Below are 22,373 nucleotides of genomic sequence, written 5' to 3'. Positions count from 1 at the left end.
TAACGACAAGCCACGAGCAACATCGTTATTCACGTCAGCTTTCCGGATGAAGTTTTTTGCCTGGCGGCCATAGCGCCGTGGAACCACCTGATCCCATGCCGAACTCAGAAGTGAAACGCGGTAGCGCCGATGGTAGTGTGGCATTCGCCATGCGAGAGTAGGACACTGCCAGGCTTCAATTAAGCAATCACAGCGATGTGGTTGGTCGCGACACAACGTCAGGTTGTGTTGGACAGAAGATTTAGATAGCGCACACAGTGCGGTCTTTACCGGTTAGTGTGCTGATATGGCTCAGTTGGTAGAGCGCATCCTTGGTAAGGATGAGGTCCCCAGTTCGACTCTGGGTATCAGCACCAGATTTAAGTTGTAAAGCTTTTGCCTGACGGCAATAGCGCCGTGGAACCACCTGATCCCATGCCGAACTCAGAAGTGAAACGCGGTAGCGCCGATGGTAGTGTGGCATTCGCCATGCGAGAGTAGGACACTGTCAGGCACCTATTTAGAAGAGGCCTCCCATTCGGGAGGCCTTTTTGCTTTGGGATTTTTTCGATCCAGGCTGGCTTCTTTTAGTAAAAATGCTGGGCTGTCAGCGGCTTGCCCGTTACTCTTGGTCAGGTATTGTCGGGAGTCATCGCCAGAGGAGTATGCATGGCCACGTTGAAGGAAATTGCACAGGAGGCGGGGGTGTCCCAGGCCACTGTGTCGCGGGTGCTCAATGAAGATCCGACGCTGAGCGTCAAGGAAGAGACCAGACAGAAGATCTTCGAGATTGCCGAGCGGCTGGAGTACAAGACCAGCAGCGCCCGCAAAGGGGTGCACAAGAGCAAGCTGCACTTTCTGGCGGTCTATGCCTACCCGCAGAGCACCGAGGTCAACGACCCCTACTATCTCGCCATTCGCTACGGCATCGAGACCCAGTGCGCCCGCTTCAACATAGAGCTGACCCATTTCTACAACGGCGCCGAGGGGCGTGAGCTCTCCGCCGTCGACGGCATTCTGGTTATCGGCCATCTGCCCGAGGAGCGGCTGGCTGCGCTCCATTCTCTCTCTGCCCAGCTGGTGTTCGTGGATTGCCGCTCCCAGGGGGAATTTGACTCCGTGGACGTGGATTTGGCGCTCATCAGCCAGCAGGTGGTGGACTTCTTCATCGCCCAGGGGCATGGCCGCATCGGCTATATAGGGGGTCAGGATGAGGCGCCGGATCTGCGGGAGCTGGCCTTCCTCGACTATGGCCAGCGACTGGGAGTGGTACAGGAGCACGACCTCTATCGCGGTGACTTCTCCAGCGCCTCCGGCTACCGACTGGCGAAAGAGATGCTGGCGGGGGACTGGCCCAAGGCGCTGTTCGTCGCCTCAGACTCCATCGCCATTGGCGTGCTGAGAGCCATCCACGAGAAGGGATTGGCCATTCCCCAGCAGATCGAGCTCATCAGCGTCAACGACATCCCTACCGCCAAGTTCACCTTCCCGCCGCTCTCCACGGTGCGGATCCACTCCGAATTGATGGGCTCCCAGGGAGTCAATCTGCTGGTCGAACGGCTGCGGGATGAGCGGGAAGTGCCGCTGCGGGTGCTGGTTCCCAGCCGCCTGACCCTGCGTGGTACCACGCGATAATTTTAGTAAAAAAATATGTTCTGTAGTCGCGCCACTCCAGGTGGCGCGCCCCTCTCTTTACCTTCCTGTGTTACCTTCCCGTGCTTCACCCTGTCCCCGTTATTCCATATAACATTGTTATATATAGGTAATTGTTTCACTCATTCCCGCTTAATCAACATTCATGCCATCCAGGCAGCTCTCTCTCCCTTTATCTTCTGCTTCTGATCTCGCTCACAAATCCAGCCATCTTGTGTGATGGGGTTAAAACTTTACCGATCATTACCTGATATTTAGTAAATGTTTATCTAGAGTTTACCCAGTCAAAGTTGTCTTGTTCCGGGAGGACATGTGAATAACTGGGAAAACGTCCAATTCGTTGGTGAAAACAGGCTGGCTCCGCGCGCCTACTTCTTCTCTTATGCCGACCACGGGCTGGCAGCCACCATGCAGCGCGAGCTGAGCCGCCGTTTTCTGAGCCTTAGCGGTCAGTGGCAGTTCCACTACTACGAGCATCCGTTGCTGGTGCCGGAGGACTTCTATCACAGCCCCATGAGCGGCTGGGGCCAGATCACAGTGCCAAACATGTGGCAGATGGAAGGGCACGGCAATCTGCAGTACACCGACGAGGGTTTTCCCTTCCCCATCGACGTGCCCTTCGTGCCGACCAACAACCCCACCGGCGCCTATCAGCGCAGCTTCACGCTGAGCCCAGCCTGGGATGGCGAGCAGGTGATCATCAAGTTTGACGGGGTGGAGACCTATTTCGAGGTCTATGTGAATGGCCACTACGTCGGCTTCAGCAAGGGCAGCCGCCTCACCGCCGAGTTCGACATCAGCGCCTACGCCAAGGTTGGCGAGAACCTGCTGTCGGTGCGGGTGATGCAGTGGGCGGACTCCACTTACATCGAAGATCAGGACATGTGGTGGATGGCGGGGATCTTCCGCGACGTCTATCTGGTGGGCAAACCGGCCGCCCATGTGCAGGATTTCTTCATCCGCACCGCGCTGGCCGATGACAATCAGATTGCCGGTCAGAGCGCCACCCTGAGCTGCGATATCCAGCTGGAGAATCTGGGGGCGCCTGTCCGTGATCACCGTCTGGTCTGGTCGCTGCTGGATCAGGGCCGTGAGATCGCCAGTGGCACACTCGACCATCTCGCCATCGACGGCAAGTGTGACTGCCGCTTCACGCTGGATCTGGCCAATCCCCATCTCTGGAGCGCCGAAGATCCTTACCTCTATCAGCTGCAACTCTCCCTCTACAACGGTCAGGGGGAGCTGCTGGAAGTGATCCCGCAGCGGGTCGGGATGCGTGACATCAAGGTCAAGGATGGCCTCTTCTACGTCAACGGCCACTACCTCAAGCTGCACGGTGTGAACCGTCACGACAACGACCACCTCAAGAGTCGCGCGGTCGGCATGGACCGTGTTGAACGCGATATCGTGCTGATGAAGCAGCACAACCTCAACTCGGTACGTACCGCCCACTATCCGAACGACCCGCGCTTCTACGAGTTGTGCGACCAGTACGGTCTGTTCGTGATGGCGGAGACCGACGTGGAGACTCACGGCTTTGCCAACGTCGGCGATCTCAGCCGTATCACCGACGACCCCTTCTGGGAGCCGGTGTTCGTGGATCGCATCGAGCGCCACGTGCATGCCCAGAAGAACCACCCCTCCATCATTATCTGGTCGCTCGGCAACGAGTCTGGTTACGGCTGCAACATCAGAGCCATGTACCAGCGTTGCAAGGCACTCGACCCGACCCGGCTGGTGCACTACGAAGAGGATCGCGATGCCGAGGTGGTGGATGTGGTCAGCACCATGTATTCGCGCGTCTCCCAGATGAACTGCTTCGGCGAGTTCCCGATGGAGAAGCCGCGCATTATCTGCGAATACGCCCACGCCATGGGCAACGGCCCGGGTGGTCTTAGCGAATACCAGCAGGTGTTCGACCGCCATCCCCACATTCAGGGTCACTACATCTGGGAGTGGTGCGATCACGGCATTCTGGATCAGGACGAGCAGGGCCGCCCGGTCTACAAGTACGGCGGCGACTATGGCGACTACCCCAACAACTACAACTTCTGCATGGATGGCCTCATCTATCCGGATCAGACACCGGGGCCTGGCCTGCGCGAATACAAGCAGGTGATCTGCCCGGTCAAGGTGCGGGCGCTGGATCTGGCGAGCGGCAAGCTGGCGGTGGAAAACCGCTACTGGTTCTCCACTCTCGACGATATCCGCCTGCTGGTCGAAGTGAAGGCCGAGGGCGAACTGCTGGCGAGCCAGCAAATCCGGCTGGAAGGGGTTTCCCCCGGAGCCACCACAGAGCTGCAGCTCGAACTGCCATCCCTCGATGGGCGGGAAACCTTCGTCCAGCTGCGGGTTATCAAGGTCAGTGCGACCCGTTACAGCGCGGCGGAGCACGAGCTGGGCCAGTACCAGGTCCAGCTGAAAGAGTCGACTCGCCAGCTGCAGCCCTTTGCCAATCCCAACGCCACTGCGTTGCAGATTGCCGACGAGCGCCTCGCGCTGACCTTGAGCGGCAGCGGCTTCGCCCTGCGTTTCTCACGCCTCGACGGCAAGCTGGTGAGCTGGCAGCAGGATGGTATCGAGCTGATTGAGCGCTCGCCGCGCCTCACCTTCTTCAAGCCGATGATCGACAACCACAAGCAGGAGTACGAGAGCCTGTGGCACCCGAACCACCTGCAGATCATGCAGGAGCACTTCCGCACCCTGAGCTGGCGTCAGCTGGGTGACGCGGTCGAGGTGACGGTCGAGAGCCTGATCGCGCCGCCGGTGTTCGACTTCGGCATGCGCTGCCGCTACGTCTACACCCTGAGCCCGAACGGTCAGTTGCACGTTGCGCTGTCCGGTCAGCCCTACGGCGGCTATGACGACATCATTCCCAAGATCGGCTTCGAGCTGGGTATTCGTCAGGATCTCGACCGGGTGCACTACCTTGGCATGGGTCCGGGCGAGAACTATCAGGACAGCCGCCAGAGCAACTGGATTGACAGCTTCAACAGCACGGTGGGCGAGATGTGGGAGCACTACCCCTTCCCGCAGGACAACGGCAACCGCCAGCAGGTGCGCTGGGCGACCCTGACCAACCGCCACGGCGCCGGTCTCTACGTGCGGCCCGATGCCCCCATCAACCTGAGCGTCTGGCCCTACAGCTGGGAGCATATCCACGCGGCGCAGCACATCAACGAGCTGGAGCCCTGCGGTTATCTCACCCTCAATCTGGATCACAAGGTGCTGGGGCTCGGCTCCAACTCCTGGGGATCCGAGGTGCTGGACTCCTGGCGGGTGCGCTTCGAGCCGTTCAGCTTCGGTCTGACCCTGCTGCCCATCGCCCGTGGCAACCTCAATCCGGCTGCGCTGGCCGGACTCGATCTCACCATCAACGGCGGGAGGAACCTCGCATGATCACCCTGGACAACCTGACCCTGTTCAAAAACATCTACCGGGAGGGCAAGAAGTGGGGCCGCTGCGTGGAGGCCATCAACAATCTGGCCAACCTCAAGCCCGGTATCTGCCACTCCATCGGTGATTCCCTCACCTACCGCTTGCAGGAGGGGGCCAGCCCGGCCACCTCACTGTTCGAGGGGCAGCGCCGCTACTTCGACGTTCACTACTACCTGGAAGGAGCGGAGACGGTGGAGTGGGCTGCCAAGAGCGAGCTGCGGGTCGAGCAGGCCTATGACGACACCACAGACCGCGAGTGGCTGGCCGGTGAGGTGCGTGAGCGCCTGAAAGTCGGCAAGGGTCAGGTGGTGATCTTCGAGAACGACGAGGCTTACCGGTTCACAGGCGACAGCCCGGTGCGCAAGCTGATCATCAAGGTCACTGTCGAAGGCGGCTACTTCAAGAACAAATAACAAGCCGCTGGTTCTGCACTGATAAAAGCCGGAAGGGCGGGGCTCACCCTACAACCCATGCCCCGTCCTTTCGCTGAGATAACTACAGGTCTGGAGATGCACCATGTCCGATTCCAAACGGAATACGATAGGCAAGTTTGGTCTGCTGTCGCTCACTTTCGCGGCGGTATTCAGCTTCAACAACGTCATCAACAACAACATCGAGATCGGCCTGGCCTCGGCTCCGATGTTCTTTCTGGCCACCATTTTTTACTTCATTCCGTTCTGCCTGATCATCGCGGAATTTGTGTCACTGAATAAGAACTCCGAAGCGGGCGTTTATGCCTGGGTGAAGAGCTCCCTCGGCGGGCGCTGGGCCTTTATCTCCGCCTACACCTACTGGTTTGTGAACCTGTTCTTCTTCACCTCGCTGCTGCCGCGGGTCATCGCCTACGCCTCCTATGCCTTCCTTGGCTACGAGTACATTCTTACCCCGGTGGCGACCACGGCGTTGAGCATGGTGCTGTTTGCCTTTGCTACCTATGTCTCCACCAATGGCGCCAAGCTGCTCGGTCCTATCACTTCGGTGACCTCGTCCCTGATGCTGCTGCTGACCCTCTCCTACATCCTGCTGGCGGGTACGGCACTGGTGGGCGGCGTACAACCGGCCGACCCCATCACGGTAGAGGCGATGATCCCCGATTTCAGCTGGGCTTTCCTCGGCATCACCACCTGGATCTTCATGGCCGCCGGTGGCGCCGAGTCGGTAGCGGTCTACGTCAATGACGTGAAAGGGGGCTCCAAGTCTTTCGTGAAGGTGATCATCATCGCCGGGATCTTTATCGGCGTGCTCTACTCCATCGCCTCCCTGCTGATCAACGTGTTCGTGCCGAGCGGCACCTTGAAATATACCGGCGGCTCGGTGCAGGTGTTTGAAGGGCTGGCGGCCTACTTCGGTTTGCCGGAGATCCTGATGAACCGCTTCGTCGGGCTGGTCTCCTTCACCGCCATGTTCGGCTCCCTGCTGATGTGGACGGCGACTCCGGTGAAAATCTTCTTCTCCGAAATCCCGGCCGGCATCTTCGGCAAGAAGACGGTCGAGCTGAACGAGAACGGCGTGCCTGCCCGTGCAGCCTGGATCCAGTACCTCATCGTGCTGCCGCTGATGGTGATCCCGACCCTGGGCTCCAACACCGCGCAGGATCTGATGAACACCGTCATCAACATGACCGCCGCCGCTTCCATGCTGCCGCCGCTGTTCATCATGCTGGCCTACCTCAACCTGCGCCTGAAGCTGGATCACCTGCCGCGTGATTTCAAGATGGGCTCGCGCACCACAGGCATCGCCGTGGTCTCTGTGCTGATCGCCATCTTCTCGGTGGGCTTCCTCGCCTCCACCTTCCCGACCGGCGCCGACATAGTGACCATCGTCTTCTACAACGTGGGCGGCATCGTGATCTTCCTCGGCTTCGCCTGGTGGAAATACAACAGATATGAAGCCTCCCTGAGCGAGGAGGCCCGGGTGAAAGAGGCCCTGCCGGCGGCGCAGGCCGTCATCCAGCCCTCCTGATCCCCAACGCATGGGGCCCGAGTGGCCAAGAGAGTGAAAGCGGGTGGCGGCAGCCACCCGCGACAGGTTGAACCACAGAACAGAAGGAGCATGGAATGAGCGAGACGATCGAGTTTGCCGAATTCAAACGGGTCGAGATGAAGGTGGGCAAGGTGCTGGAGGTGGTGCGCCACCCCGGGGCCGACAAACTCTATATCGTCCAGATCGACGTGGGGGGCGAGCGGCCGCTGCAGACTGTCACCAGCCTGGTGCCCCATTACAGCGAAGAGGAGCTGCTGGGCAGCGAGGTGGTGGTGCTGACCAACTTGAAACCCACCAGGATGCGCGGCGAGCGATCCGAGTGCATGTTGCTCTGCGCCGAGACCCCGGACGAGAGCCAGAGCGTGCTGTTGCAGCCCAGGGTGCCGATGGCGCCGGGCACCCCCATCGTCTGAACCAACGATTGAGTGCCGGTGCCGCAGGGCGGCGCCGGTTTGCCAACGAGGCCGCCCTGGCGGCCCGATCATAACAAGAGAGTAAATGGCGGGGCCGACAGACCCTTGCCGAACACATTCAGAGTCACAGCGTTACCCGCAGGGAGCGCGAGTCCATTGGAGGACATATGTCTGATTCAGTACGCGGCACCATAGGCAAGTTTGCCCTGTTGTCGATGACCTTTGCCGCCGTGTTCAACGTGCGCAATATCGTCAACAACAACATAGAGCTGGGGCTCAGCTCGGCCCCCATCTTCCTGCTGGCCACCCTGGTCTACTTCATCCCCTTCGTCTTCATCATCGCCGAGTTCGTCTCGGCCAATAAAGACTCCGAGTCGGGGATGTACGACTGGCTCAAGAAACCCCTCGGTACCCGTATGGCCTATCTGGGTTCCTTCCTCTACTGGTTTGTGAACCTGTTCTGGTTCGTCTCCCTGCTGCCGAACGTCATCGCCTACGCCTCCTACGCCATGCTGGGGTATGAGTACAGCTTCTCGCCGACCGTTACCTCGATCATCTCCATAGCGCTGTTCGCGGCGGCGACCCATATCTCCACCAAGGGGGCTAGCTGGCTCGGCAAGATTGCCGAACTGGTGGCCTACGGCGTCTTCGCCCTGTTCGCCATCTATGTGTTGGGTGCCCTGATGGCCCTCGGCGGCGACCATGTGGCGGCCCAGCCCATCACCCTGGAAGCCATGACCCCGACCGTCAACTGGGCGACGCTCGGCATCATGTGCTGGATCTTCCAGGCGGCGGGCGGTGCCGAGACGGCGGCGGCCTACCTCAATGACGTGAAAGGCGGCCAGAAGTCCTTCATCAAGGTGATCATCATCGCCGGTGTGGTCATAGGCGCCATGTATGCGGTCGGTTCCCTCTTGGTGAACGTCTTCGTGCCGCGGGAAAGCCTCACCTACGCCGGCGGCATGGTGGAGATCTTCACCGGCATGGCGCAGTACTTCGGGCTCTCCGAGACCCTGGTCGGCCGCGCGGTCGGGGTGGTGCTCTTCATCGCCATGTTCGGCTCCATGATGATGTGGACCTCGGCGCCGGTGAAGATCCACTTCTCCGAGATCCCCCAGGGCGTCTATGGCGACAAGACCACCCAGCTCAACGAGCACGGGGTGCCGGTGCGCGCCGCCTGGTGGCAGTTTGTGTTCGTGTTCGTGATGCTGGTGGTCAACGGCTTCGGCTCCGAGTCGGTGCAGCAGATGATGAACACCGCCATCAACCTCACCGCCGGTACCGCCATGCTGCCGCCCATCTTCATCATGGTGGCCTACTTCGTCTTCCGCTGGAAACACGACGACACCCCCCGCGAGTTCCGCATGGGATCGCGCACCTTCGGCATGAGCGTGGTCTCTGTGCTGATCGCCATCTTCGTGGTGAGCATGAGTGCCTCCGCCTTCCCGGCCGGGGTGGATCTGGTGCGCGCCTTCTTCATCAACGTCTTCATGACGGCCGTCTTCTCGGCGCTGGCCTACTGGTGGATCTCCCGCTTCGAGAAGCGTCAGGCCCGCAAGCTGGCCGCCGGGGGCAAGGTGGGGGACGACACCCTGGCCCGGCAGATCTGAATGCCGGCTGTGGTGCAGCGCGGGTGGCCTCTGGCCACCCGTTTTTTTGTCTCTCCGGCCTGCCCTGGCCGCCCTGGGTGTTTAGTTTTAAAGCGCTAAAAACCAACTCGTTTAATTTCACTGAATGCTTGGGCCGTCGCTCAACTTTGCGCCTCCCTGTGTTCGGGGTAAGCTGGGGTTTCGTATCGAGGGTCGCCGTCAGAGGATGGCCCTCCTGTGCCCTGTCGTCCCCCATCCGGTGCGGGACGCGCTTTCCCTGGAGACTCCCCGTGCGTCTGGATCCCTTTACCTCTGTGCTGATTCTGGTGGTGGCCCTGGCCTCCTTCTTCCCCTGCGAGGGCCAGGTGGCCGTCGGGTTCGCGCTGCTGACCAAGCTGGCGGTGGCGCTGCTCTTCTTCATGCATGGCGCCAAGCTGTCGCGCCAGAACCTGCTGGCGGGCCTCGGCCACTGGCGGCTCCACCTGGTGGTGATGGCCAGCACCTTCCTGCTGTTCCCGCTGCTGGGGCTCTTGCTCACCCCGCTGGTGCCCCAGTGGCTGAGCCCGGCCATCTACCTCGGCTTCCTCTATCTGTGCGCCCTGCCCGCGACCGTGCAGTCGGCCATCGCCTTCACCTCCATGGCCGGCGGCAATGTGTCGGCGGCTGTGTGCAGCGCCTCGGCCTCCAGCATCCTCGGCATCTTCCTCTCGCCTGTGCTGGTGGGGCTGATGATCAATGTTCAGGGGGAGGGGGTCGACACCTGGCACTCCATTCAGGCCATCATGGTGCAGCTGATGCTGCCCTTCGTGGTGGGCCACCTGTCGCGCCCGCTGATCGGCCGCTGGGTCGACAGCCATCGCCCCCTCATCGGCAAGCTGGATCAGAGCTCCATCCTGCTGGTGGTCTATGTGGCCTTCAGCGAGGCCGTGGTGCAGGGGATCTGGCATCAAGTAGGTTGGTACGATCTCGCCAGCATAGTGCTGCTGAGCTGCGTGCTGCTGGCGCTGGTGCTGGCTTGGAACGTCTGGATCAGCCGCCGCCTCGGCTTCAACAAGGCGGACGAGATCACCATAGTCTTCTGCGGCTCCAAGAAGAGCCTGGCCAATGGGGTGCCCATGGCCAACGTCATGTTCCCGGCCGCCAGCGTCGGGGTCATGGTGCTGCCGCTGATGATCTTCCACCAGATCCAGCTGATGGTGTGCGCCGTGCTGGCTCGCCGCTACCGCGAGCAGGAGCCCCTGCCCCAGGTCCAGGAGGGATAAGCCTTTGGGCAAAAAGAGAGGGAGGCCATGGGCCTCCCTCTTTCGTTTGCCGCCCCCTCAGCGTTTGCGCCAGACGGTGAGCTGGGCCACCGTATGCTGGTGCTTGCGGGCGGTTTCGCGGATGACGAAGGGCACGTCTCGCGGCGGGCACAGCTCCTCGAACTCCGCCGCCAGCAGCCGTTGCAGCGCCTGATGGGTGGAGAGGGCCTCGCCGTTCTCCCGGATGCCGCCGAGCCAGTTCACCTTGGGGGTGTAGTCGGTCAGCCAGGTGTAGGGGCTGGTGAGCACCAGCAGGCCGCCGCTGCGCAGTCTGGGAGCAATGTCCCGCAGGAAGCGGGCGGGCTCCCGCAGCCGGTCGATCAGGTTGGAGGCGAGCACCAGATCGTAGTGCTCGTACTTGGGCTTGAGGTTGCAGGCATCCCCCTGGCTGAAGTGAACCCGTTCGGCCTGCTCGCGGCCGAGATCATGGCTGGAGAGGCGCGCCTCGCAATACTCCACCAGATCCCCCTCCAGGGGCAGGGCATAGCGGAAGCTGTCCTGGCTGGCGAGGGCGAGGGCCACGTCGATGAAGCGGGCCGAGTAGTCCACCCCGTCCACGTGCTGGAAGTGGCGGGCCAGCTCGAAGCTGGCGCGGCCGGTGGCGCAGCCGATGTCCAGCGCCCGCTCATGGCGGCTGCACAGCTCGCTGGCGAGGCTGGCCAGGGTGCTGGCGTAGTTGGCCACCCCGAAGTGGGTCGGGCCGTACTGGAAGTCGAGGTATTGCGCCACCAGGGCGTCGGTTTCATAAGGATTCACTGTGATGGCTTCCTGATAGCGTGAGACCAGATAGCGGAAGCCCGCATGCTGGAAGAAGTGGCGACGGAAGGCGTAGCGGGACGACTTGAGCGCCTCGTTGCCTGTGCTTATCCAGCTGCCGCCCTTGATGAGGCTGTGCTTGCCATCGAAGGTGGGGGTGGAGAAGTCATCGTAGAGCGGGTGCACCTTGAACCCCTCGAAGCCGTCGATGGCGGTGCTGGTCCACTGCCAGACGTTGCCCACCAGATCGAAGAAGTCGCCCTGGGGGCAGGCATCCACCGGGCAGGAGGAGGCGAAGCGGGCCAGGTTGATATTGCCGGGGGCTTCCAGCCAGTCCGGCTGATCTCCGGGCACCTGCTCGCGCAGCAGCATCCACTCCCCCTCGCTCGGCAGCTGTATGGGCAGGCCGGTCTGGGCCGCCTTCCAGCGGCAGAAGGCGGCCGCCTCCAGCTGGTTCACCTCGGCGGGCCAATCCCAGGGCAGGGGGACCTGCTCTGTCATCAGCCGTAGTTGCAGTTGCTCGGGCTCGTTGGGGTCGCCGACCCAGAAGCTGGGCATGCGCGCCTTGGCATACTGGCACCAGCCCCAGCCCTCGTCGTCCCACCAGGCCCGGGTCTCATAGCCGCCCGCCTGCACGAAGGGGAAGTACTCGGCATTGCTCACCAGCATGCGGCTGGCCTGGAAGGGGGCCAGCTCGATATGGCGCTCGCCATATTCGTTGTCCCAGCCGTAGGTGGCGTCCTGCTTGCCGAGGCGCACCCGACCTCCCGCCACCGGCAGCAGGCTGTTGGCGGGCACCTGGTCGCGCCTGTGGCGGGCCTGGGTGCAGGCGGGCCAATAGGGTTGCGGCTGCACCCAGGCCAGGGGCAGCTGGCGGATCAGCACGCTGGAGGTCTCCAGGTGGATGCGCTCGTGCTCTATCCCCATCAGGATGACCCAGGCCGGGCTCTGCCAGTCGATGGGCAGTGCGATCGGCATACGCTCGATAAAATCACACACCAGGGCGCGCACGCAGCCACGGTAGGCGCGCAGTTCGGCCACCGCGGGCCAGTCGTAGTGGGTCTCGTCCAGATCGTCCCAGCTCATCTCGTCCACCCCTATGGCCACCATGGCCTCGATGCGGGGATCGAGGCGCCGGTCGATGAGGTTGGCCGCCAGCAGCTTGTTGACGAAGAAGGCGGCGGTGTGGCCGTAGTAGAAGATGAGGGGGTGGCGCAGGGGGATCGCCTTGTTGAACCAGGCCCGCTCATCGGCCAGGCAGTCAAACAGGCTGTCGTAGAGATCGAAGGTCTGACAGAAGTAGTCGAGCAGCTCGCGGCGCTTGTGCTCGGGATCGTCGCCGCCGAGCAGCGGGGTGCGGGTCGGGGCTGGCAGGCCCTCTGGGCTGGCGAATGGATGGCTGACTTGGGTCACGCTCTGACTCCTTGTTGGCAGTGACAAATGCTTAGGTGGAGAGCTCTATACGCACAAGGTATCACTATTGGCTCAACAGACCGGGGCGGCAACCAAAAACTGTCGGTACTTGTTGTCATGGCGGCTACTCGTCAGGTAGGTGAATTCCCATTTGGGTATGGCCAATTTCACCACTATATAGTCAGAATGGCGCGTTACAGCCTGATGGCTCTGGCAATTAAAATAATAAAAAAACATAAAAATCATGCAGTTGAGATTATGGCATGAGGATTGCCATCTTGATTCCCGGATGAGTACAGACAGGCCGGACAGGGCCATCAACAAGGAGAGAGAAATGAAGTGGATGCTGGGAGTGATGCTGGCCCTGGGGCTCGGTGGTTGCAGCAAGTTGGATTATACCAAGGTGAGCGGTGACGGCGCCGTCATCGAGCAGCGCCACCCCCTGGGTCAGCAGGTGACCCGGGTGCTGGCCGGGGTGCCCGCCAACATCCATCTGGTGGCGGGGGCGGCGAGCGGCATCCACATCCGGGGGCAGGGGAACCTGCTGCCCTACCTGGAGCTGACCGAGAAGGGCGACAAGCTGGAGATAGAGGTGAAGGAGGGTTACCGGCTCGAGCCCCCCGAGCCCATCGAGATCACCATCACCCTGCCCGAACTCCATGAACTGGCGCTGGCGGGCCTGGCTCGCGGCGATCTGAGCGGTTTTTCGGGAGACGAGCTGGTACTGTCGGTGGCTGGCCTGGGGGATATAGTCGCCAGCCAGCTGGCACTGGATCGACTGGAGGGCAATATTGCCGGTGCGGGCAGCCTGGATCTGGGGGAGGGCTCGGCCAGGGAAGTGGAGCTCAATATCGCCGGTGCCGGTGGCGTGTCGGGCGCGCAGTTCAAAGGAGAGGAGGTCGAGGTCAATATCGCCGGCAGTGGCGACGTAGCAGTGAATGCCAGCGAGTTGCTGAAGGTCGGCATCGCCGGCTCCGGCTCGGTGAGCTACTTTGGCAACCCCAGGTTGGAGAGCGAGATCGCAGGGTCTGGCGCCATCTCCCGGGTAGGAAGCTAAGTATCCGGCTCGATTACAGCTAAATAACAGGCCCATGCAGGGCCTGTTTTGTTATCCATGGTCGCGCAGCTTTATCTCACGCGATAGGCAGCGCGAGCTCCAGATCTGCATTGAGCCGCATCAACAGCCACTGCATGCCGGCGAGGTGCTGGTGGTCGTGGCTGACGAGCAGGCGCACCAGACCGTCCAGGGTCACCTCCCCATAGTCGCCATAGCGGGCGCGCCGCGCCCAGGCACTGGAGGGCACCGCCTTGAGCCAGTCCACTGTCTGCAGGCGGGCGGTGCGAAAGCGGTCCAGCTGCACCGCGGTATCCTGCAACGGGTACTGGTTGTCTCGCGCCAGCTGATAGCCATCGAGGGAGGCGAGCGCCGGCAGGCTCTCTTCCAGGGTGCGGCGAAAGCGCAGCTGATAGCCTTGGGTCTCTATGTCCAGCAGGTGGCAGAGGTGCCCCCGGGCGCTGAAGCGCTCGGCGGGGGTCCCTGCCCAGTTGGCGGGTTCCCAGTCCAGCTGGTCGGCGGGCACCTGTGCCAGCAGTCGTTCGAACTGGTCCGGCATGGCCAGCAGCGTGGTGAAGATCGTCATCCTTGTCTCCCTGTTCCCTTGTTTATGGCCGCCCGCTGATGAGGGGCGGGCGACCATGGGGTGCCTGTCTGGCCACTGGTCAGCCCTGGGCCGGTTCGCCGAGGTGGCTGGCGTGAAAGCGCAGGTGCTCCTCGATGAAGCTCGCCACGAAGTAGTAGCTGTGGTCATAGCCGGCATGGCGGTTGAGCGCCAGGGGCCACTCCTTGGCGGTCGCGATCTCGGCCAGGGCGTCTATGCCGAGCTGCTCCGCCAGGAAGGGATCGTCCAGTCCCACGTCTACCCGGGTCGGCAGGGGCTGGCTGTCGTGGTGACGCAGCAGCTGGCAGGCGTCCCACTCCTGCCACAGCAAGGGGTTGTTGCCGAGGTAGGCGCCGAGGGCCTTCTGGCCCCAGGGGGCGCGGCTCGGGTGGCTGATGGGGCTGAAGGCCGACACCGAGCGGTAGCGGCCGGGTTCGCGCAACGCTGCGATCAGGGCCCCGTGGCCCCCCATGGAGTGGCCGCTGATGGCGCGCCTGGTGGAGACCGGGAAGTGGGTCTCGATGAGCTCGGGCAATTCCCGGGTGACGTAGTCATACATCTGGTAGTGATCCCGCCAGGGGTGCTGGGTGGCGTTGACATAGAAGCCGGCCCCCATGCCGAGATCGTAACCGGGATCGTCCGGTACCCCCTCGCCGCGCGGGCTGGTGTCCGGCGCCACCAGGGCGATGCCGAGCTCGGCGGCGATGCGCTGGGCCCCCGCCTTCTGCATGAAGTTCTCGTCGGTGCAGGTGAGGCCTGAGAGCCAGTAGAGCACGGGCACCTTCTGGCCGGTGAGGGCCTGGGGCGGCAGATAGATGGCGAAGCGCATCTCGCAGCCCTGCACTGTGGAGCTGTGGCGATACTGCTTGTGCCAGCCACCGAAGCTTTTGTTGCTGCTGATAATGTCCAGATTCATCGAAGGACTCCTCTGCCCCGCCCATTCATCGATGGGCGGGGCTGTGATGGGATCAGTAGTGGATGACGGTGCGGATGCTCTTGCCTTCGTGCATCAGATCGAAGGCCTCGTTGATCTGCTCCAGCGGCATGGTGTGGGTGATGAAGTCGTCCAGCCGGAACTCCCCCTGCATGTAGCGCTGCACATAGCTCGGCAGTTCGCTGCGACCGCGCACCCCGCCGAAGGCGCTGCCGCGCCAGACCCGGCCGGTGACCAGCTGGAAGGGACGGGTGCTGATCTCCTGACCGGCACCGGCCACCCCTATGATGACAGACTCGCCCCAGCCCTTGTGGCAGCATTCGAGCGCCGCGCGCATCACCTTGACGTTGCCGATGCACTCGAAGGAGAAGTCGACGCCGCCATCGGTCATCTCGACGATCACCTCCTGGATGGGCTTGTCGTAATCGTTCGGGTTGATGCAGTCGGTGGCGCCGAGCTTGCGGGCCAGCTCGAACTTGCTCTCGTTGATGTCGATGGCGATGATGCGGCCGGCCTTGGCCAGGCGGGCACCGATCACCGCGGAGAGGCCTATGCCCCCCAGCCCGAAGATGGCGACGCTCTCACCCTCTTTGACCTTGGCGGTGTTCATCACGGCGCCTATGCCGGTGGTGACGCCGCAGCCGAGCAGGCAGACCTCTTCCAGCGGGGCGGCCGGGTCCACCTTGGCGATGGAGATCTCGGGCAGCACAGTGTATTCGCTGAAGGTGGAGGTGCCCATGTAGTGATAGATGGGCTGGCCGTCCTTGGAGAAGCGGGTGGTGCCGTCCGGCATCAGACCCTTGCCCTGGGTGGCGCGGATCTTCTGGCACAGGTTGGTCTTGCCGGACTTGCAGAACTTGCACTCGCCGCATTCCGGGGTGTAGAGCGGGATCACGTGATCACCGACCTTGACGCTGGTGACGCCCTCGCCGACGGACTCGACGATGCCGCCCCCCTCATGGCCCAGGATGCAGGGGAAGACACCTTCCGGATCTTCGCCGGACAGGGTGAAGGCATCTGTGTGGCAGACGCCGGTGGCGACGATCCGCACCCGCACCTCGCCCGCTTGAGGTGGCATGACCTCCACCTCTTCGATGGAGAGGGGCTGGCCCGGGCCCCAGGCGATGGCGGCCTTGCACTTGATGCTTTGAACCTGTGCCATGAATGATGTCCTCGTGGTTGTGTGGGTGAACGGAAATGGGTTCGGACATTCAGTGTAGTTTCCCGCCGATTTGGTGATAATAAGGCTAAGTATCAAATCACTTTTACACATAGGTAATAATGTTCGGCTGGGAAGGGGTCTGTGAATTTGTCAGCGTGGCGGAGCAGGGGGGCTTTACCCCGGCGGCGCGCAAGCTGGGGGTCTCGGTGGCCCAGGTGAGCCGCCAGGTGGCGCAGCTGGAAGACAGGCTGCAGGCCAAGCTGCTGCTGCGCACCACCCGCCAGGTGCGGCTCACCGAGCTCGGCGAGATCTACTTTCGCCACTGCCGCCAGTTGCTGGACAACCTCTACGAGGCGGAGCTGGCACTGGGGCGCCATCAGGCGGTGCCGCAGGGCACCCTGCGCATCACGGCCCCCGTCTCCTACGGCGAGAGCCGCATAGCCCCCCTGGTGAACGACTTCATGGTGCGCTTCCCCCAGCTGGAGGTGACCCTCAACCTCACCAACCAGTTGCTGGATCTGGTGCACGAGGGGTTCGATCTGGCGATCCGCCTCGGCCACCTCAAGGACTCGACCCTGGTGGCCCGCAAGCTGGCACAGCGGGTGCCCTATGTGTGCGCCTCCCCCGCCTATACCGCCCGCCACGGCATGCCCAACAGCCTCTCCGAGCTGGCCCGCCATCACTGCCTGGTGGGCAATGGCGACGAGTGGCACTTCACTCTGGACGGTAAACCCCACAGCGTGCGGGTACGCGGCCTGCTCCATTGCAACAGTGGCCACGCCCTGCTGGACGCGGCGCTCAAGGGGATAGGCATCATCCAGTTGCCGGACTACTACGTGAGCGAGCACCTGGCCCGGGGGGAGCTTATCGAACTGCTGCCGGAGCTGCGGGCGCCGCAGGAGGGGATCTGGGCCCTCTATCCCCACAACCGACATCTCTCCCCCAAGGTGCGGCTGCTGGTGGACTATCTCGCCGAGCGGCTCAGCGATCCCGCCCAGCCGGCGCTGGTGCGCCCCATCGGCTGAGCCCGCCCCGAAAAAGAGAAGGCCCGCTGGTGCGGGCCTTCTTGTTTGGGCGGGAGTGCTATTCCCGTTCCTTGACGTAGGGGGTGCCGAGCGCCTTGGGCGCCACCGCCTTGCCGATGAAACCGGCCAGCAGGAAGACCGTCAAGATGTAGGGCAGCGCCTCTATCGCCTGCACCGGGATCGGGAAGTCGCCGATGCTGACCCCCTGCAACCGAATGGCGACGGCGTCGAGGAAGCCGAACAGCAGACAGGCCGCCATGGCATTCCAGGGACGCCACTTGCCGAACACCAGCGCCGCCAGCGCCATGAAGCCCTTGCCCGCGCTCATGTTGGGAATGAACTGGGCGGTCTGGGCCACCGCCAGATAGGTGCCCCCGATCCCGGCCAGCAGACCGCCTATGATGAGCGCCGTGTAGCGCATCCGCACCACGGAAATACCTGCGGTATCCACCGCCGCCGGGGCCTCGCCCACCGCCCGCAGCCGCAGGCCGAAGCGGGTGCGGAACAGCACCCACCAGGCCAGGGGCACGGCGGCGAAGGCCACGTACTCCAACAGGGAGTGACCGCTCAGGAGCTCGCTGTAGAGCTGGCCGATGACGGGCACGTCATAGAGCTCCTTGGCGAAGGGCAGGTCGATGGGGGCGAAGCGGGCATCGCCGGAGAGCGCCGGGGTCTGGCCGCCCTGATCGAACCAGTAACGGCCCAGGGTGACGGTCAGACCGGCCGCCAGTATGTTGATGGCCATGCCGCTCACCACCTGATCACCGCGGTGGGTGATGGTGGCGAAGCCGTGCAGCAGGGCGAACAGGATGGAAACCCCCACCCCGGCACCCAGCCCAATCCAGGCGGAGCCGGAGACGGCGGCCGCGGCCGCACTGGCGAAGGCCGCCGCCAGCAGCTTGCCCTCCAGGGCTATGTTGACCACCCCGGAGCGTTCGCAAAACATCCCGGCCATGGCCGCCAGAATAAGCGGTGGCGCTGTACGAATGGTGGCGTCCAGCATCAGGATCAGCATTTCGAACATGATCAGACTCCCTTCACTTGTGCGGTTGAGCGGTTGGCAAACGCCAGGTAGGCCTGCTCGATGCGCGGGCGCAGCATGTGTTCAAGGGCGCCGCAGAACAGGATCACCAGACCCTGCAGCACCACCACTATGTTGCGATCCACCCCGAACTCGAAGCTGAGCTCGGCGCCACCCTGATAGAGGAAGCCGAACAGCAGGCTGGCGATGATGACGCCGACCGGGTGGTTGCGACCCATCAGGGCCACCGCTATGCCGGTGAAGCCGAAGCCTTCCACGAAGTTGAGCTTGATCTGGTGCAGCTCACCCTGCAGCACGTTGAGGGCGAAGAAGCCCGCCAGCATGCCGGAGATCACCATGGCCAGGATCACCACCTTGGGGTAGGAGATGCCGGCATAGGCGGAGGCGCTCTGACTGGCCCCCACCGAGCGGATCTCGTAGCCCCAGCGGGTATGCCAGATGAAGACCCACACCAGGGCCGCACAGATCAGCGCCCAGACGAAACTGATGTTGAGGGGGCTGTTCGGCATCTCCATGCCGAAACCGGCCGCCAGTTCGCTCATCTTCGGCAGCCAGCTCGCCACGGCGAACACCTTGCTCTCCGTGGCCATGGATCCTGGCGGCTTGAAGACGTCCACCAGCAGGTAGGCCATCAGGGAGGCGGCGATGAAGTTGAACATTATGGTGGTGATGACGATGTGGCTGCCCCGCTTGGCTTGCAGCCAGGCCGGGATGAAGGCCCAGGCCGCACCGAACAGGCCACCGGCTATGATGGCGAGCGGCAGCAGCAGGGCAAACGGCAGCACGTCCCCCAGCAGCAGACAGACCAGCCCGACGCCCAGGCCGCCGATATAGGCCTGGCCCTCACCGCCTATGTTGAACAGCCCGGCGTGGAAGGCCACCGCCACCGCCAGACCGGTGAAGATGAAGCCGGTGGCGTAGTAGAGGGTGAAGCCTATCCCCTCGCCGGTGCCGAAGGCGCCGTACCACATGATCTCGGCCGCATCGACCGGGTTGATGTCGAGGTAATAGAACAAGATGGCCGACACCAGGAAGGCCAGCAGTATGTTGACCGCGGGCAGCACGCCCACGGAGATCCAGGCAGGAATACGTACTTGGCTCATCAGTGGGCCTCCTTGGCAATCTCGTCAGGCACTATGTTAGCCATCATAAGACCTATGGTGCGCTCATCCGCCTTGGCACCGTCCAGCTCGCCGACGATGCGGCCATCGGCGATGACCAGGATGCGGTCGGACAGGCTCATGATCTCGTCGAGCTCCACCGACACCAGCAGCACCGCCTTGCCCTTGTCGCGCATGGCGATGATCTGCTGGTGGATGTACTCGATGGCGCCGATGTCGACGCCCCGGGTCGGCTGACCGACCAGCAGCACATCCGGGTCCTGCTCCACTTCCCGGGCGATCACCAGCTTCTGCTGGTTGCCGCCGGAGAAGTTGGCGGTCTTGTGTTCCGGGCTCGGCGGGCGCACGTCCCACTTCTCCATCTTGGCCTGGCAATCCTGACGGATCGCCTCCTTGTCCTGCAGCCAGCCCTTGTTGTATTGCGGGCGGCGGTGATAACCGAGGATGAAGGCCTCTTTCGCCTCGAAGCGATTGATGAGCCCCATCTTGTGCCTGTCTTCGGGGATGTGGCCGAGGCCGAAGTTGCGCACCCGCTCCGGATCGGCCGGATGGGTCAGGCTCACCTCGTGGCTCTGGGCCTCTCCGATGATGGTGAAGCTGCCCTTGCTGGGCTGAAGGATGCCGCCGAGCAGGCTGAGCAGCTCGGACTGACCGTTGCCCGAGACCCCGGCGATGCCGACCACTTCCCCGGCCCGTACCGCGAAGCTGACGGACTTGACCCGCTCCACCCCGGCGTCATCGACGTAAGAGAGGCTATCGACCCTGAGCTTGGCCTCGCCCGGCTGGGCTGTGCCCTTGTCGACCTTGAGGCGTACCTTGCGGCCCACCATCAGCTCGGCGAGCTGCTCCTTGTCGGTGTCCTTGGTGGCGACATGAGCCACCATCTCGCCCCGGCGCATGATGGAGACCTGATCCGTGATGGCCAGGATCTCCCGCAGCTTGTGGGTGATGAGGATGATGGTCGCGCCCTGATCCCGCAGCTTTTTCAGCACCTCGAACAGGTGATCCGCCTCTTGCGGGGTCAGCACCCCGGTCGGTTCGTCGAGGATCAGGATGCGGGCACCGCGATAGAGCGCCTTGAGGATCTCGACCCGCTGTTGCAGGCCCACCGGCAGATCCTCGATCTTCTCGTGCAGCGGCACCTCGAGACCATAGTCCCGGGCCAGCTCGCCGAGCAGTTTCTCGGCCGCCGCCAGGCTCTTGCCCAGGTGCCAGCCGTTTTCCGCGCCGAGGATGACGTTCTCCAGCACGGTGAAGTTGTTCACCAGCATAAAGTGCTGGTGCACCATGCCCACGCCTGCGGCAATCGCATCTTGTGAGCCATGGGGTTTGAAAGGGTTGCCGTCGATGAGCATCTCGCCTTTGTCGGCGTGATAGAAGCCGTAGATGATGCTCATCAGGGTCGACTTGCCGGCGCCATTTTCGCCGACTATGCCGTGAATGCTGCCTTTTTGAACCTGAAGGTCGATCTGCTTGTTGGCGTACACTTCGCCAAAGCGCTTATCGATACCTCTTAATTCGATGGCATAGCGATCTGTCTGGTCCATGATGCAGTCCTTGCGGGTCATGAAGTAGAGACTAAAAACCGGCCCGTGCGGGCCGGTCTGGGTTGAGAGTCGTAGCAGAGACTCAGTACTTGCAGTATCAGTACTTGCAGGAGTTGTCGCTCATGTAGTCGTGCACCTTGATCTTGCCGGCGATGATGTCGGCCTTGATGCTTTCGACCTTGGCTTTCATCTCCGGGGTGATCAGCTTGGCGTTGTTGTCGTCCAGCGCCCAGTCAACACCGCCTTCGGCCAGACCCAGGGACTGGATACCCGGCTTCCAGCTGCCCTTGGCGGCATCATCCCAGCTCTTGTACGCGGCCAGACCGACCGACTTGACCATGGAGGTCAGCATGGTGCCCGGTTGCAGGTGGTTCTGGTTGGAATCCACGCCGATGGCCAGCTTGCCTTCGTCCTTGGCAGCCTGGTAGACACCTATGCCGGTACCGCCGGCGGCGGCATAGACAACGTCGGCGCCCTTGGCGAATTGGGACTTGGCCAGTTCGGCACCCTTGGCCGGGTCGGCGAAGGCGGCCGGGGTGGAGCCGGTCATGTTTTGATAGACGTCGATCTTCGGATTGATGTACTTGGCGCCCTGCTCATAGCCGCACTGGAACTTGCGTATCAGCGGGATGTCCATGCCGCCCACGAAGCCGACCTTGCCGGTCTTGGAGGCGATGGCCGCCAGGGCACCCACCAGGAAGGAACCTTCATGCTCCTTGAAGATGAGGGACTGGACGTTCGGCTTGTCGACCACCATGTCGATGATGGTGAACTGGGTGTTCGGGAACTCGGTGGCAACCTTCTCTACCGCAGAACCCATGTTGAAGCCGACGGCGACTATGGGGCCGTTGCCACGGCTGGCCAGACGACGCAGGCCCTGCTCGCGCTGGGCTTCGTTCTGGGGCTCGAACTCCTTGACCTTGACGCCTTTGTCCTTGTTGTAGACTTCGACGCCGTTGCGGAACACGGCTTCGTTGAAGGACTTGTCGAATTTGCCAGCGGTGTCATAGATGACGGCGGGCTCGGAGGCTGCCTGGGCAGAAAGGGCAGCGAGGGTGAGGGCGGCCACGGTGGCCAGCTTGAGCACTTTAGTCACGATCGTATCCTTGATTGTTATGTGAGGGTCCACAACCTGTCTTGGCAGGTCATAAAGCACGCTGGCTAACTGTAAGTGAGCCAGCCTGTGGGTCAAGGGGATCATAGAGGAAAAACGTTTGCGTTAACGGTTTGAAATATAAGCAAATTGCTTTATAAGTGTTTGTTTTTAGGTTTGTTTGCAGAGTTAAATGCTGCGATTAATAGGCGCCAAACGACATTTGTGTTTGTATTCATGTGGTTATGCGCAAGCGTTTTCCTCTG

17 protein-coding genes, 1 tRNA gene and 2 rRNA genes are annotated in these 22,373 nt (G+C 62.3%); 12 read left to right on the top strand and 8 right to left on the bottom strand.

What is annotated here, in order from left to right; genetic code table 11:
• Positions 1-59: 59 nt before the first annotated feature.
• From rrf (G4923_RS11320) to G4923_RS11275, 10 genes are all read left to right on the top strand, one after another.
• Positions 60-174, top strand: a 5S ribosomal RNA gene (rrf, locus tag G4923_RS11320).
• Positions 175-280: 106 nt separating this feature from the next.
• Positions 281-356, top strand: a tRNA-Thr gene (locus G4923_RS11315).
• Between the two features lie 22 nt (positions 357-378).
• Positions 379-493, top strand: a 5S ribosomal RNA gene (gene rrf, locus G4923_RS11310).
• Between the two features lie 155 nt (positions 494-648).
• Positions 649-1,614 carry a transcriptional regulator EbgR gene (ebgR, locus tag G4923_RS11305; RefSeq protein ID WP_111913241.1) on the top strand — a complete coding sequence of 322 codons (966 nt, stop codon included), beginning with the start codon at positions 649-651 and terminating at the stop codon, positions 1,612-1,614.
• Between the two features lie 330 nt (positions 1,615-1,944).
• Complete coding sequence (gene ebgA, locus G4923_RS11300; protein WP_163137095.1) at positions 1,945-5,031, top strand: beta-galactosidase subunit alpha; 3,087 nt, start codon at positions 1,945-1,947, stop codon at positions 5,029-5,031.
• Positions 5,028-5,483 carry a beta-galactosidase subunit beta gene (locus G4923_RS11295; protein ID WP_163137094.1) on the top strand — a complete coding sequence of 152 codons (456 nt, stop codon included), beginning with the start codon at positions 5,028-5,030 and terminating at the stop codon, positions 5,481-5,483. The genes ebgA and G4923_RS11295 overlap by 4 nt, the downstream gene beginning before the upstream one ends.
• 103 nt (positions 5,484-5,586) lie before the next feature.
• The gene (locus tag G4923_RS11290; RefSeq protein ID WP_163137093.1) at positions 5,587-7,032 is read left to right on the top strand and encodes an amino acid permease; all 1,446 of its coding nucleotides are present in this window, start codon (positions 5,587-5,589) and stop codon (positions 7,030-7,032) included.
• 95 nt (positions 7,033-7,127) lie between these two features.
• Entirely contained in the window at positions 7,128-7,466 is a 339-nt protein-coding gene (locus G4923_RS11285; protein ID WP_162520097.1) for a tRNA-binding protein, read from the top strand.
• Positions 7,467-7,633: 167 nt separating this feature from the next.
• Positions 7,634-9,076: an amino acid permease gene (locus tag G4923_RS11280; RefSeq protein WP_163137092.1), complete on the top strand. Its 1,443-nt coding sequence runs from the start codon at positions 7,634-7,636 to the stop codon at positions 9,074-9,076.
• A 269-nt stretch (positions 9,077-9,345) separates the two neighbouring features.
• Positions 9,346-10,317 (top strand): bile acid:sodium symporter, encoded by a 972-nt coding sequence (locus G4923_RS11275; RefSeq protein ID WP_163137091.1) that lies wholly within the window; start codon positions 9,346-9,348, stop codon positions 10,315-10,317.
• Between the two features lie 57 nt (positions 10,318-10,374).
• On the opposite strand, the gene ovoA is transcribed toward G4923_RS11275, so the two are convergent.
• Complete coding sequence (ovoA, locus tag G4923_RS11270; RefSeq protein ID WP_163137090.1) at positions 10,375-12,525, bottom strand: 5-histidylcysteine sulfoxide synthase; 2,151 nt, start codon at positions 12,523-12,525, stop codon at positions 10,375-10,377.
• Positions 12,526-12,859: 334 nt separating this feature from the next.
• Here ovoA and G4923_RS11265 point away from each other — a divergent pair, with 334 nt between their 5' ends.
• Complete coding sequence (locus G4923_RS11265; RefSeq protein ID WP_163137089.1) at positions 12,860-13,582, top strand: head GIN domain-containing protein; 723 nt, start codon at positions 12,860-12,862, stop codon at positions 13,580-13,582.
• 76 nt (positions 13,583-13,658) lie between these two features.
• On the opposite strand, the gene G4923_RS11260 is transcribed toward G4923_RS11265, so the two are convergent.
• From G4923_RS11260 to G4923_RS11250, 3 genes are all read right to left on the bottom strand, one after another.
• A complete protein-coding gene (locus G4923_RS11260) occupies positions 13,659-14,165 on the bottom strand; it encodes a DinB family protein (RefSeq protein WP_163137088.1) in 507 nt (168 codons plus the stop codon).
• A gap of 79 nt (positions 14,166-14,244) precedes the next feature.
• A complete protein-coding gene (gene fghA, locus G4923_RS11255; RefSeq protein ID WP_163137087.1) occupies positions 14,245-15,099 on the bottom strand; it encodes an S-formylglutathione hydrolase in 855 nt (284 codons plus the stop codon).
• A gap of 52 nt (positions 15,100-15,151) precedes the next feature.
• Positions 15,152-16,279 carry an S-(hydroxymethyl)glutathione dehydrogenase/class III alcohol dehydrogenase gene (locus tag G4923_RS11250; RefSeq protein ID WP_025325292.1) on the bottom strand — a complete coding sequence of 376 codons (1,128 nt, stop codon included), beginning with the start codon at positions 16,277-16,279 and terminating at the stop codon, positions 15,152-15,154.
• Positions 16,280-16,398: 119 nt separating this feature from the next.
• Between G4923_RS11250 and G4923_RS11245 the strand changes: the two genes are divergently transcribed.
• A complete protein-coding gene (locus G4923_RS11245; RefSeq protein ID WP_025325293.1) occupies positions 16,399-17,304 on the top strand; it encodes a LysR substrate-binding domain-containing protein in 906 nt (301 codons plus the stop codon).
• A gap of 58 nt (positions 17,305-17,362) precedes the next feature.
• On the opposite strand, the gene G4923_RS11240 is transcribed toward G4923_RS11245, so the two are convergent.
• The 4 genes from G4923_RS11240 to G4923_RS11225 all read right to left on the bottom strand — a co-directional run bounded on the left by G4923_RS11240 (position 17,363) and on the right by G4923_RS11225 (position 22,110).
• Positions 17,363-18,328 (bottom strand): ABC transporter permease, encoded by a 966-nt coding sequence (locus G4923_RS11240; protein WP_025325295.1) that lies wholly within the window; start codon positions 18,326-18,328, stop codon positions 17,363-17,365.
• Between the two features lie 2 nt (positions 18,329-18,330).
• On the bottom strand, positions 18,331-19,449 hold the full coding sequence (locus G4923_RS11235) for an ABC transporter permease (RefSeq protein WP_163137086.1): 1,119 nt from the start codon (positions 19,447-19,449) through the stop codon (positions 18,331-18,333).
• Positions 19,449-21,014, bottom strand: coding sequence for an ABC transporter ATP-binding protein (locus G4923_RS11230; RefSeq protein WP_163137085.1), 1,566 nt, complete (start codon positions 21,012-21,014; stop codon positions 19,449-19,451). The genes G4923_RS11235 and G4923_RS11230 overlap by 1 nt, the downstream gene beginning before the upstream one ends.
• A 97-nt stretch (positions 21,015-21,111) precedes the next feature.
• Positions 21,112-22,110: a BMP family lipoprotein gene (locus G4923_RS11225; RefSeq protein ID WP_163137084.1), complete on the bottom strand. Its 999-nt coding sequence runs from the start codon at positions 22,108-22,110 to the stop codon at positions 21,112-21,114.
• Positions 22,111-22,373: the final 263 nt, after the last annotated feature.

The organism is Aeromonas rivipollensis (genome assembly GCF_010974825.1).
GTDB lineage: Bacteria > Pseudomonadota > Gammaproteobacteria > Enterobacterales > Aeromonadaceae > Aeromonas > Aeromonas rivipollensis.
The sequence above is the reverse complement of the archived record's forward strand: the minus strand, read 5'-3'. Positions and strand labels throughout refer to the sequence as shown.

Excerpts from the sequence above, each read along its gene's own strand:
- G4923_RS11295 (WP_163137094.1), top strand. The coding sequence starts at position 5,028 with ATGATCACCCTGGACAACCTGACCCTGTTCAAAAACATCTACCGGGAG.
- G4923_RS11240 (WP_025325295.1), bottom strand. The coding sequence starts at position 18,328 with ATGTTCGAAATGCTGATCCTGATGCTGGACGCCACCATTCGTACAGCG.
- G4923_RS11285 (WP_162520097.1), top strand. The coding sequence starts at position 7,128 with ATGAGCGAGACGATCGAGTTTGCCGAATTCAAACGGGTCGAGATGAAG.
- G4923_RS11280 (WP_163137092.1), top strand. The coding sequence starts at position 7,634 with ATGTCTGATTCAGTACGCGGCACCATAGGCAAGTTTGCCCTGTTGTCG.
- G4923_RS11250 (WP_025325292.1), bottom strand. The coding sequence starts at position 16,279 with ATGGCACAGGTTCAAAGCATCAAGTGCAAGGCCGCCATCGCCTGGGGC.
- G4923_RS11290 (WP_163137093.1), top strand. The coding sequence starts at position 5,587 with ATGTCCGATTCCAAACGGAATACGATAGGCAAGTTTGGTCTGCTGTCG.
- G4923_RS11235 (WP_163137086.1), bottom strand. The coding sequence starts at position 19,449 with ATGAGCCAAGTACGTATTCCTGCCTGGATCTCCGTGGGCGTGCTGCCC.
- G4923_RS11245 (WP_025325293.1), top strand. The coding sequence starts at position 16,399 with ATGTTCGGCTGGGAAGGGGTCTGTGAATTTGTCAGCGTGGCGGAGCAG.
- fghA (WP_163137087.1), bottom strand. The coding sequence starts at position 15,099 with ATGAATCTGGACATTATCAGCAGCAACAAAAGCTTCGGTGGCTGGCAC.
- ebgR (WP_111913241.1), top strand. The coding sequence starts at position 649 with ATGGCCACGTTGAAGGAAATTGCACAGGAGGCGGGGGTGTCCCAGGCC.
- G4923_RS11265 (WP_163137089.1), top strand. The coding sequence starts at position 12,860 with ATGAAGTGGATGCTGGGAGTGATGCTGGCCCTGGGGCTCGGTGGTTGC.
- G4923_RS11260 (WP_163137088.1), bottom strand. The coding sequence starts at position 14,165 with ATGACGATCTTCACCACGCTGCTGGCCATGCCGGACCAGTTCGAACGA.
- G4923_RS11230 (WP_163137085.1), bottom strand. The coding sequence starts at position 21,014 with ATGGACCAGACAGATCGCTATGCCATCGAATTAAGAGGTATCGATAAG.